The sequence below is a fragment of the Mogibacterium kristiansenii genome (assembly GCF_009695905.1).
GTDB lineage: Bacteria > Bacillota > Clostridia > Peptostreptococcales > Anaerovoracaceae > Mogibacterium_A > Mogibacterium_A kristiansenii.
In genome coordinates, this window is the sequence record NZ_VUNA01000028.1 from 1 (window position 1) to 11,176 (window position 11,176).

An 11,176-nucleotide genomic window follows, 5' to 3' on the forward strand; every position below is an offset into this window, starting at 1 on the left:
AAAGAGCATTGGATTGCAGTCCTTTCGTAAGTTTGTTCGCTACTACTTAGAATGAAGCATCCAATGCTCTTTTTCAATGCCTAATTATTTATTTCGATTTTAATCCCACAAAAATTCGTGAAGAACCGAAAAAAAGACGATGGCGGCCCGGCCGCCTGCAGGGTTCGCGCCCGCCTGCCCGCAAAGCCAATGAACTCGGTTTCGGAGCGCGAACCGCGGACCTGAAAAAAGGAAGAATCCGGCCCGGCCGGCGGAAGGGTTCGCGCCCGCCTGCCCGGAAAGCCAATGAACTCGGTTTCGGAGCGCGAACTGCGGGTCTGAAAAAAGGAAGCTGGCGGCCCGGCCGGAGGCAGGGTTCGCGCCCGCCAGTCCGGAAAACCAATGAACTCGGTTTCGGAGCGCGAACCGCGGACCTGAAAAAAGGAAGAATCCGGCCCGGCCGCTCGTCAGAGCCGCAGATTTTTTTCACATTTATATCAATTTTTTTGTGTTCAAAGTGGTAAAATAAGTTGTTGCGCAGGGGAGGCGGTTGGCGGAAATCACCCCGACGAAAAATAGGCAATCGCATGGCCGCGAAGATGAATTAGAAAAGGTACACAGATGTTTAATATAAGGAAGAAACGGAAGAAAAAGAAAACTGTAAGCCCGCAGGTGCAGCTGACGCCGGAAGAACTGCAGGCCCTGGAAAGCGGCGATGATGAAGTGATGCGCCGCTACGCGGAGCGACGGATTCGGGCCGCCCGCAAGGCACAGCGGAAAAGAAAACAGCAGCGAATCCGGAGGCGGTCGTTAACGATAATCATCCTTTGTCTTATAGGAATGAATCTGGTTCTGGGCGGCCGGTATGTAAACAATCTGCTGAAAGCCGGCGGAACGGTATTGGACGGAGATGTTCCTATGGTGGAGACCGCCCGCACCCAGCTGGGAAACTACGGCGGAAAGAAGTTTTGGCAGTGGTATGGGTTTGATTCTCATGTGGATTGGTGTGCCTGCTTTATTTCCTGGTGCGCCGATCAAAACGGTTTGATTGATGACGGTAAGGTGCCCATGTCTTGCTACGTGCCGCAGCAGGTGAATTGGTTCCGAGATCGGGATCGGTACCACGAGCAGGGAGACGGGTACACGCCGAAAGCCGGGGATATCATTTTCTTCGACTGGGAACACGACGACTCCGTGGATCACGTGGGACTGGTGGCCTCGGTATTCCGAGGGAAGGTCTACACCATCGAAGGAAACTCCGGTTTTACGGGCAAGGATGAGAAGAAGTGGAAAGGAATATGCAAGCGAAACGGATATCCGATTAAGAGCAAGGATATTTTTGGCTACGGTCTGGTAGAGAAATAGGTGCGAATATGAACATCAAACAGATGAAAGGTTTCCTGGAATTATCCAAAACCCTGAATTTTTCCAAGACGGCGAAGCAAATGTACATGTCCCAGCCCGCCTTCAGTCGAATGATTGAGAGCATGGAAAAAGAAATTGGCGTTAAGCTGATTCAGCGGGACAAGGTGAATCCGAAACTGACTCCCGCCGGACAGAACGTGCTTCGGCATTGCGAACGTATACTGAACGAATATAACGAGCTGATGCAGGATGCCAAGCGCTTCAGTGCGGAGAGGAAAAAGCTCACCGTCGGAATTCTGGAGGACGGCATCCGGGCGGGGAACACCGGCCGAATGATTCGGCAGTTTGCAGAGGAAAACCCGGATGTGGAAATCGATTTCAGAAACACCAGTGAATCCGCCGCCTTCGATCAGATTCAGGAAGGTGAACTGGACTGTGGAATTCTGGTGCATTTTCCGGAGGTATACAGAGAACAGCTGAACGGAACGGTTATTTCCTGGGATCACGACTGTGTTTTCATGAACCGGAATAATCCGCTGGCATCGAAGGAAAAAGTTTCCGTGAAGGACTTGCGCTCGGAACGTTTCATCGTGGTGGATGCTTCTCAGTCTCGTTTTGGGTTCAACCGGACTATGGGACTGTGCCTGCAATACGGATTTGCTCCCCACATTGCCAAGAGCGTTTCTTCCGTGACCACCGCACTGCTGGAAGTGGACATGAATTACGGAGTGATGATTCTCCACAATTCCATGCAGGACATCGCCGGTCCGGAGACGGTGGCCATCCCGTTGGAGGGGGAACCGGAAGTGCCGGTTCAGATGATTCATCGGAAGGACAGTGGCAATCCGGCATTGGAGCGTTTTCGGGAATTCATCCGGGCGCGGGTTCCCCAAGGGGATCCGGAGGCGTGACCGCGCTGCCGCAGGCGGCAGACGCCCCCGAAGAACTGCGCCAAACGGTTCCGTTCGGGGAGCCGGACGTGTGGGATGAGAGGTAATGCTTTTTTTGCATAACCTCCCCCTCAAAAATCGCATTTCCAATTGAATGACAAAAAGGATATCATCGAGTTATCGAAGATATCCTTTTTTTAGTGGAAGAGATTGGAGAAAAAACGATCATAAGGAGGAAAGTCATGAGCAGAAGAACCGAAATGCTGCTGAAGAACATGGAATTTGTCGGCTACAATGACCTGAACAAGAAGCCGGGATTCCAGATGGGAATGCATCGCACGGAAGATGGAAGATATTTTATCTATTCGGCGTGCTTCCGGGATAATGGTTTTAATATTATTGAAGTGACGGATCCGAAGAATCCGGTGTCCAAGTGGGTCGAGGGCGATTGGGTCAGCGAGATTCATGACGGTCAGTCCCTGGCGAAGATTCAGGTGGCCGGCGGAAAGCTGATTGCTTGCTACGGCGGAACCATGCGGGTGCTCCACGGAACACACGAGCAGCCATATTGGGGCGGTTTCAAGATCTACGACATCACCGAGGATCCATGGAATCCGAAGTTCCTGGGTCAGTTCGAGTGTGAAGACGGTCCGGGCGTGCACCGGAGTTACTACGATGGCGGCAGATATGCGTACATCATGGGAAGTAAAAGAAATTATATGGGATACATCCTGCGCATCATCGACCTGGAGGACCCGACTCATCCGGTTGAGGTGGGCAGCTGGTGGGCAGACGGCCAGTACCTGGGCAACAAGAAGGCATCGGATATTCCGGAATTCGGAACCGAGCCGTTCATGAAGCTGCCGAACGGCCACGCCATCACCGAGAGAAACGACATCGTCTATGCGGCGTTCCCGAATGTGGGATTCTGCATGATCGATGTGAAGGACAAAACCCGTCCGAGACTGCTGGGCAATGTTCCGCTGAACCCGCCGTTCTCCAACGGCCAGTCCGGCGCAGCGGTGCACACCGCAATGCCTTTGGGCGACAGACCGTTCGCCATCGTAACTACCGAGGGTGAGCGTCCTTGGTACTTCGATCCGAACCGTGAGGATGGCATGTTCCACAAAATCACCAGCCAGCCGATGAACATCATCGGAATGATCGAGACCGGTGACAAGGAGAACCCGTCCCTGATTTCCGTATTCCCGTATCCGGAAGTTCCGGAGGAATACAAAAAGTGCCACGGCGAGAACTTCAACATCATTGACGGCCAGCGCGTGGTATTCGGCCCGCACAACATGTACGATGCCGCACCGCAGGATTGCTTGGAGCAGAGAGATGACAGAGTATATAACTGCCACTTCCAGGCAGGCCTCCGCGTCTACGACGTATCGGATCCTTTCGTTCCGAAGGAAATCGCTTACTTCATGCCGCCGGATCCGGAAGGCACTTGGTTCGACATCGAGGACGGCACGCTGTTCCCGGGACCGCACATCGGCATCGCCGAAGATGTTCTGGTAGACGACCGCGGATACATTTACGTGGACACCTACCAGGATGGACTGTACATCGTAAGATGCACCGTATAATCTTGTAAAAAAACGCTCTGTAAAAATACGAACAACGAGACCGTAGGTGCCCGGCAGAGCGAAGGGGAAACGTTTCGTAATAAGGGGAAAAGAAAGACTAGATGTAGGCTTGCAGGAGGACGAGTTCCTCCTGCAAGCCGTTTTTTATTGTATGGGTGCCGGCCCAAATCCCGCCTGCCGGCCGTCCATGTTGGCGCCGCCCCGCCGGCAAAGCCTTATCCCACCGTCGGGCCACGCCAACAGGCCGTCCCAAATCCCGCCTGCCGGCCGTCCATGTTGCCGCCGCCCCTTGCGGGTGGGCGGCGGCTCTGATATACTCCACTTAAGACGTGTTAACCTGAATAGTTGTAAGTGGAGGACAGAATATGAAACGAATTCTAGCAATGGTCCTCGCAGGAATTTTGGTGGTGTCTGTGATTCCGGCTTTTGCAGCTGCAGAGGTGGGATCGGCAACTGATAAAGGTAGCAGCAGGCAGCTTGGAACAACTGCTGAAGGTCAAGGAAGTCAAGAAAATCAAGGAAACCGGGACGACCGGTCAACGGAGGAGCCGGAAGGACCGGGGATCTCGCCGGGGGAAGGAAATCCGGAAGAAAATCCGCCGACCGAGGCGCAGTCCGGGGAGCTCCCGGCCGCGCTGAACCTGAAGCACAAGGCGAAAAAGAAATTGGTTTTAGCGAATACCCAGCCGAAAGGGCTGCCGGTCAATGTGACCTGGGCGTCCGACAATGCGAAAGTCGCTGCCGTGGACAAAAATGGGCTGGTCACGGCCAAGAGCGCCGGGAAGTGCACGGTGAGCGCGGTTTTTCCGTCGGGCAGCCGGGCGGCGTGCAAGGTGACGGTGGAGCCGAAGGGGCTGAAGTATAAGAAGAAAACCATTCGGAAGAACGCCCGGTTCACCAATGTTTTGGTGGGGGCGAAGGCCGGTGTGAAGTGGAGCAGTTCCAACAAGAAAGTGGCCACGGTCAATGGTAAGGGCGTGGTGAAAGGAAAGAAAAGCGGGACCTGCAAGGTGGTCGCTCGTTTTGGCGGGAAAAAATACGCTTGCAAGGTGACCGTAGTGAATCCGCGGCTGAATAAAAAGAAAATCACCGTCTACAATTCCCGGAGCTTCCGGCTGAAGGTGACCGGCGGGAAGGGCCGCATCCGGTGGAAATCCGGCAATAAGAAGGTGGCGACGGTGTCCAAGAAGGGAACGGTGACTGGGATAAAGGGCGGAACCTGTACCGTTACGGCTGTGCGGAACGGCATTGCTTTGAAGTGCAGAGTCACGGTGCCGAAGCACTATAAGGGATATAGAATTCCGGATTTTGGGGCACTGTACGGAAAGCGCGGCAAATTCCTGAAGGCCGACGGGGTGACCTCCGTCCAATATAAAGCCGGGAAGAAAACCTATCAGAAATACCTCACAGCGCTGAAAAAGAAAAATTTCACCTTCGTGGAGAAGTCGTCCGGCACCCTGGTATACATGAACAGCGCGGGCGAGATGGTGGGGGCCGCTTACGCCCAAGGTTATGTGGGCCTGGCTTTCGGCAATATCAAAGACATTGGATAAGAAAAATAAAAGGGCGCACCCTTGCAATTACCTCTTCGTTCGTGTATAATCATAGGGCAATTCGGTTACGAACGTGCTGCTGTGGCTCAATGGTAGAGCACTTCACTCGTAATGAAGGGGTTGCGAGTTCGATTCTCGCCAGCAGCTCCAAGAGGAGAAAAACCGGTCAATGCAAATGCATTGACCGGTTTTTTATATTCGGAAGTTTACGTTTCGGGCGTTTTCGTACTTTTTCCTGTGGGAAAAGTCCTTTTTGTTCCACAGCCCTTTACCGGCGCGATTCTTGTGATACAATGGCTCCAATGAACGGATTGATAGAAACAGGAGGTCGAAATGCAGGAAAACCGGGAAGGGCGGATGGAAACCGTCATTTATGATACGGGAATCATCGGAAAACTGAAAATCAAAGGAAACCAAAAGGAGATTCGGGAAATCGCTTTCCTCCGAGACCCCTTCCCCTCCGTCTTCTTTGAGGGAAGCGGTCTCTCCGCCGTTGAAGGACCGGCCTACACCCGGAACAACCTGAATTGCGCCGAAGTTGCCCCCGTCCTGAAGAAGGCCTGCCGGCAGATTCAGGAATACCTGGAAGAAGAGCGGGAGGAATTCACCTTTCCCATTCGCATGGAAGGAACCCGCTTCCAGGAAGAAGTGTGGTGTGCCATGCTGGACATCCCTTACGGCGAAACCCGCACCTACCGGGAAATTGCCGAAGCCGCCGGCAGTCCCAAAGCCTGGCGGGCGGTGGGCATTGCGGCGAACCACAACCGGCTGCCGCTGGTGATTCCCTGCCACCGAGTCATCGGATCCAGGGGCCGGCTGACGGGGTACAACGGCGGGCTGGACATTAAAGAGAAGCTGCTGACCATCGAGAGCCACCGGACGATGCAGAAGCAGCTGGAGGAATAGAAAAAAGAACGAAAGAACCCCCGGGGTCATTTTGGAGGACGCCCCGGGGGTTCTTTCATCAAACAATGCGATGATATAGGAAATGATATGAATGCGTTATGCTACGTTCTTCTGTTTCTTGCGGAATTTCTCGCCTTCGTCTATTTCGCCGGCGTTCAGACGCTTGAAGTAGCTACGGGTTTCTGTCGCAACGACACCGCTGAGTCCCAGAAGTCCAACCAGGTTCGGGAATGCCATCAGGCCGTTGAAGATATCGGCGAAGGTCCATACGAATTCCAGTGTGAGGAACGGACCGATGAGAACCGCCAGAATGTACAGGTAACGGTATGCCTTTACGGCTTTCATGTTTTTATTGGTGAAGTACTCCAAGCAGCGTTCACCGTAGTAGTCCCAGCCCAGTGTGGTGGTGAAAGCGAATACTGCCAGGCAGATCATCAGCAGGATGGCGCCAAATGTTTCGCTCCAAGGAAGTCCCTGGCCAAAAGCACGAATGGTTACGTCTACGCCTTCCAGACCCACTTTGTCCGAACCGGTGATGACGATGGTCAGACCGGTCATGGTGCAGATAACGATGGTGTCCAGGAAAGTACCGGTCATGGATACCAGACCCTGACGAACCGGTTCCTTTGTCTGCGCTGCCGCCGCCGCGATTGGTGCGGAACCCAGACCGGATTCGTTGGAGAAAATACCTCTTGCAACACCCTTCTGCATTGCGGCAATCATGGCACCCAGTGCACCGCCGGCAACCGCATCCATACCGAATGCGCTCTTTACGATGGTGGCGATTGCTGCCGGGATTGCAGCGTAGTTATATACAAGAATTGCAACGGCTGCGGTTACATACAGAACCATCATTGCCGGAACGACCAGAGATGCTACGGAAGAGATTCTCTGGATGCCGCCGATGACAACCAGTGCCACCAGTGCGGTTACGACGATTGCAGCGATTGTTGTGGTCCAAGTGTAGGAGTGGTCGCCGATGGAGAATGCAATGTGCTTGCCTTCCGGATCGAATACCCGGCCCACTGCGGAGGTGATGGAGTTCACCTGAGTGATGGTGCCGATTCCCAGAATGCCGGCTGCCGCGCCGAAGAAGGCGAAAAGCTTTGCCAGCCATTTCCAGTTCGGTCCCAGACCTCTTTCGATGTAGTAGAACGGTCCGCCCAGTGCCTTGCCGTTTTCGTCCAGCACACGGTATTTTACGGCCAGGAGACCTTCCGAATATTTGGTTGCCATACCCACGCAGGCAGCAACTTCCATCCAGAACAATGCGCCCGGTCCGCCGGTGCAGATTGCGGTGGCAACGCCGACGATGTTACCGGTTCCAACGGTGGCCGCCAGTGCGGTGGTCAGTGCTGCGAAACTGGAGACCTCTCCTTCGCCGCCTTCCTCGTTGTGAACCATGTACTTCAGCGCCTTACCCAATTTGCAGAACTGCAGGGCTCCGGTTCTCACGGTGAGAAGCAGACCGGTTCCGATAATGAGTACCAGCATGGGGATGCCCCACACATAACCGTCAATGGTGCTCAGCATTGCTGTGAATTGTTTCATGAATGCAACCTCCTATTTTATAGATTCAGTTTCAAATTCCCGTCAGAGATAAAAACTTATTCCAACCAACTCTCTGACTGATGGGATTAGTTTAAAACAAGTTTCTGTGCTTGTCAACAAAAAATTTTAAAAAATTTTGTTATAAAAATTAAAGAAGCTAGAAAAACCCTCGAATTGTATGTGAAACCGTGCAATTTTGGACACAAATTTGTATTTCGAGTACAATTTCCGACACTAAATTAGAGTATTTTTTGGAGTAGCCATGCGGATTTTGCATGAGCTTTTCAATAAAAAAAAAGTTCGCCCCGCCTGGACATTTCCGTCCGCTCTCGCCTGATAATATTTTATTTTACCCATAACAATGGAAAAGTATGTTACAATGGAGGGTAATATATACGAGAAGAATACAAAAAGAGAGAGGTTGAGATTTAGTTTGAATAAAGAAATGATGAGTGAAGAGAATTTGCAGCCGGAAAATCGGATGGGGTATGCGCCGGTGAAGGGGCTTTTGCTGAAGATGTCTTTTCCGCTGATGATTTCCATGTTCGTTCAGGCGGCGTATAACATTGTGGACAGTATGTTCGTGTCCTGGATCAACGAAGACGCCCTGACGGCGGTATCCATGTGTTTCCCGATTCAGGCGCTGATTCTGGCGTTCGCCATCGGTACGGCGGTGGGCATGAGTGCCCTGATTTCTCGATACTTGGGAGCAAAACGTTTTGACCGGGCCAATAAGGTGGCGCAGAATGGAATTTTCCTGGCCTTTGCAACGTATCTGCTGTTCCTGCTGATCGGCATGGCGGCGCATCCGTTCATTGCGTTCCAGACAAAGAATGCCCGGATTGTAGAATACGGTTCCACTTATCTGAGCATCGTCTGTACTTTGTCCATCATGGTATTCCTGCAGCTGTGCGTGGAACGGCTGCTGCAGAGCACGGGCAAAACTTCCTACATCCTGCTGATCCAGGGAAGCGGTGCGATTATCAACATTATCATGGACCCGATTCTGATTTTCGGATTGCTGGGTGCGCCGAAACTGGGTGTTGCCGGTGCGGCCATCGCAACGATCTTCGGACAGACGTTTGCGGCGCTGCTGGGCGTGTATCTGAATATTAAAAAGAATACGGAACTGAAGATCAGCATGAAAGGCTTCCGCCCGGATCTCCACATCATTAAGGAAATCTACCAGATTGGTGTGCCGTCTATCATCATGCAAGCGGTGGGCTCGGTGATGGTATTCTTCCTGAACCTGATTCTGGGGGGCTTTTCCTCCACGGCGGTGGCCACCTTCGGTGCCTACTTCAAACTCCAGAGCTTTATTTTCATGCCGGTGTTCGGATTGAACAATGGTGTGGTTCCGATTGTGGCGTACAACTACGGCGCGCGGAAGAAGGATCGCCTGCTGGAAGCATCCCGGCTCAGTACCCGGTACGCGGTGATGATTATGACGGTTGGAATGCTTCTGTTCTGGGTGATTCCGAACGTCTTTCTGGGAATTTTCGATGCCTCGGATAAAATGCTGGCCATCGGCATCCCGGCGCTTCGAATTATTTCTGTTGGTTTTCCACTGGCCGGCTATGCTATAATGAAGGGCAGTGTATTTCAGGCTTTGGGAAAAAGCATTTACAGCATGAATATATCCATTATTCGACAGCTGGTGGTGCTGCTTCCGGCAGCGTTCCTGCTGTCCCGCTTGGGTGAGGTCACCTACGTGTGGCTGGCATTCCCAATCGCAGAGATTGTGGGCCTGACGTTCTCGATTATCTATTCCCGTAAAATTCACCGGGAGATGATCGATGTACTATAATCTATAAGATACAGGAGAAAGGTGTTATGAAAAATACGGCAATTTACCCGGCCGCCCTGGAACATCGGCGATGGTAACCCGGCAAAAAGGTAAACTATGACAATCGCAACGTGTTTTTATGAGGAGGGAAAAATTATGGCAGGTAAAATTATGCTGACCGGCGACAGACCGACCGGTAAATTACATATTGGACATTACGTAGGTTCCCTGAGACAGCGGCTGGAGATTCAGAAGGATCCGGAGTTCGACAAGATGTTTATCATGATTGCGGACGCCCAGGCGCTGACGGACAACGCGGAGAATCCGCAGAAGGTGCGGGAGAGCGTGATGCAGGTCGCCATGGATTATCTGGCAATCGGCATCGATCCGTCAAAGACTTCCATTATGATTCAGTCCCTGGTGCCGCAGCTCCACGAGCTGACCATGTATTACATGAACCTGGTCACCGTGTCCCGCGTGCAGCGGAACCCGACCATCAAATCCGAAATTCAGATGAGAGGTTTTGGGGATAACATCCCGATGGGCTTCTTCAACTATCCGGTGAGCCAGGCTTCGGATATCACCGCTTTCATGGCCACCACCGTTCCGGTAGGCGAGGACCAGGAGCCGATGCTGGAGCTGTGCCGGGAAATCGTGCGCCGCTTCAATCACGTGTACGGCGAGGTGCTGATCGAGCCGGAAATCTATCTGCCTCCGAACCAGTCTTGCATGCGACTGCCGGGCACGGACGGTCAGGCGAAGATGAGTAAATCTCTGGGAAATACCATCTACCTGTCGGATCCGGAGGACGTGCTGAAAAAGAAGGTCATGGGAATGTACACCGATCCGACTCACCTGAAGGTCAGCGACCCGGGCCATCTGGAAGGCAACACCGTGTTCCAGTACCTGGATGCCTTCTGCAGTGATGAGGATTTTGAAAAGTACTTGCCGGAATACAAGAACCTGGATGAGCTGAAGGAACACTACACCCGAGGCGGCCTGGGGGATGTAAAGGTAAAGAAATTCCTGTTCAACGTGCTGAACGAGTTCCTGACCCCAATCCGGGAAAAGAGAGCGTACTACGAGCAGCATCCGGAAGAAGTCGTTGAGATTCTGAGAGCAGGTACTGCGGATGCGGTAGCCACTGCGGAGAAGACGCTGGCTGCGGTAAAGCATGCGATGCAGATCGACTACTTCGAAAGATGGGATAAGGAATACAAATAACAAGTGTGCAAGTGATGGCCCGCCGGGAACGCCCGGCGGGCCTTTTCCGTGCGCCGAATGGCAATGGGGCGCCCTTGGGACAAGGGCGGACCGGTCCCCACGAAGCATCACCGGCCGCCTGGGGTGAAGTAGAGATATTATTATAGCGAAACTCTCATATGCCTAGAAAAACGAGGCGAGTTCACGCTAAAATGGAAAAAACGGGTGAATTGAAAAAGTAAGTTCCAGTTCAGCCAAAAAACTTTCCGCTTTGCAAAAGTAAATTCTGGTAGGGGGCTAAAATTAGAGTAAAAAGCGAAAATACCGTACAAATATGGCGAATACGGAAGG

Annotated in this window: 8 protein-coding genes and 1 tRNA gene; 8 read left to right on the plus strand and 1 reads right to left on the minus strand. The window is 52.6% G+C overall.

From position 1 onward, the window contains the following. Positions 1 to 600 precede the first annotated feature (600 nt). The 6 genes from FYJ65_RS09175 (at position 601) to FYJ65_RS09200 (ending at position 6,285) form a co-directional block, all read left to right on the plus strand. On the plus strand, positions 601 to 1,344 hold the full coding sequence (locus tag FYJ65_RS09175; RefSeq protein WP_154555027.1) for a CHAP domain-containing protein: 744 nt from the start codon (positions 601 to 603) through the stop codon (positions 1,342 to 1,344). An 8-nt stretch (positions 1,345 to 1,352) separates the two neighbouring features. Beyond that, on the plus strand, positions 1,353 to 2,255 hold the full coding sequence (locus tag FYJ65_RS09180) for a LysR family transcriptional regulator (RefSeq protein WP_154555028.1): 903 nt from the start codon (positions 1,353 to 1,355) through the stop codon (positions 2,253 to 2,255). A 221-nt stretch (positions 2,256 to 2,476) separates the two neighbouring features. After that, a complete protein-coding gene (locus FYJ65_RS09185) occupies positions 2,477 to 3,826 on the plus strand; it encodes an LVIVD repeat-containing protein (protein WP_154555029.1) in 1,350 nt (449 codons plus the stop codon). Positions 3,827 to 4,191: 365 nt separating this feature from the next. Then, positions 4,192 to 5,379 carry an Ig-like domain-containing protein gene (locus FYJ65_RS09190; RefSeq protein WP_154555030.1) on the plus strand — a complete coding sequence of 396 codons (1,188 nt, stop codon included), beginning with the start codon at positions 4,192 to 4,194 and terminating at the stop codon, positions 5,377 to 5,379. 75 nt (positions 5,380 to 5,454) lie between these two features. Next, a tRNA-Thr gene (locus tag FYJ65_RS09195) sits at positions 5,455 to 5,529 on the plus strand. Positions 5,530 to 5,712: 183 nt separating this feature from the next. Further along, the gene (locus FYJ65_RS09200) at positions 5,713 to 6,285 is read left to right on the plus strand and encodes a methylated-DNA--[protein]-cysteine S-methyltransferase (RefSeq protein ID WP_235898253.1); all 573 of its coding nucleotides are present in this window, start codon (positions 5,713 to 5,715) and stop codon (positions 6,283 to 6,285) included. Positions 6,286 to 6,381: 96 nt separating this feature from the next. Here FYJ65_RS09200 and FYJ65_RS09205 read toward each other — a convergent pair whose 3' ends face one another. Further along, positions 6,382 to 7,836 (minus strand): alanine/glycine:cation symporter family protein, encoded by a 1,455-nt coding sequence (locus FYJ65_RS09205; protein WP_154555031.1) that lies wholly within the window; start codon positions 7,834 to 7,836, stop codon positions 6,382 to 6,384. Between the two features lie 433 nt (positions 7,837 to 8,269). On the opposite strand from FYJ65_RS09205, the gene FYJ65_RS09210 reads away from it, so the two are divergent. Together FYJ65_RS09210 and trpS are read left to right on the plus strand one after the other, a co-directional pair. Beyond that, complete coding sequence (locus FYJ65_RS09210; protein ID WP_328603049.1) at positions 8,270 to 9,643, plus strand: MATE family efflux transporter; 1,374 nt, start codon at positions 8,270 to 8,272, stop codon at positions 9,641 to 9,643. A 135-nt stretch (positions 9,644 to 9,778) separates the two neighbouring features. After that, positions 9,779 to 10,846 (plus strand): tryptophan--tRNA ligase, encoded by a 1,068-nt coding sequence (gene trpS / locus FYJ65_RS09215; protein WP_154555032.1) that lies wholly within the window; start codon positions 9,779 to 9,781, stop codon positions 10,844 to 10,846. Positions 10,847 to 11,176 lie beyond the last annotated feature (330 nt).

Coding starts and splice junctions, on each gene's coding strand:
- FYJ65_RS09205 (WP_154555031.1), bottom strand. CDS start 7,836: ATGAAACAATTCACAGCAATGCTGAGCACCATTGACGGTTATGTGTGG.
- FYJ65_RS09180 (WP_154555028.1), top strand. CDS start 1,353: ATGAACATCAAACAGATGAAAGGTTTCCTGGAATTATCCAAAACCCTG.
- FYJ65_RS09175 (WP_154555027.1), top strand. CDS start 601: ATGTTTAATATAAGGAAGAAACGGAAGAAAAAGAAAACTGTAAGCCCG.
- FYJ65_RS09200 (WP_235898253.1), top strand. CDS start 5,713: ATGCAGGAAAACCGGGAAGGGCGGATGGAAACCGTCATTTATGATACG.
- FYJ65_RS09185 (WP_154555029.1), top strand. CDS start 2,477: ATGAGCAGAAGAACCGAAATGCTGCTGAAGAACATGGAATTTGTCGGC.
- trpS (WP_154555032.1), top strand. CDS start 9,779: ATGGCAGGTAAAATTATGCTGACCGGCGACAGACCGACCGGTAAATTA.
- FYJ65_RS09190 (WP_154555030.1), top strand. CDS start 4,192: ATGAAACGAATTCTAGCAATGGTCCTCGCAGGAATTTTGGTGGTGTCT.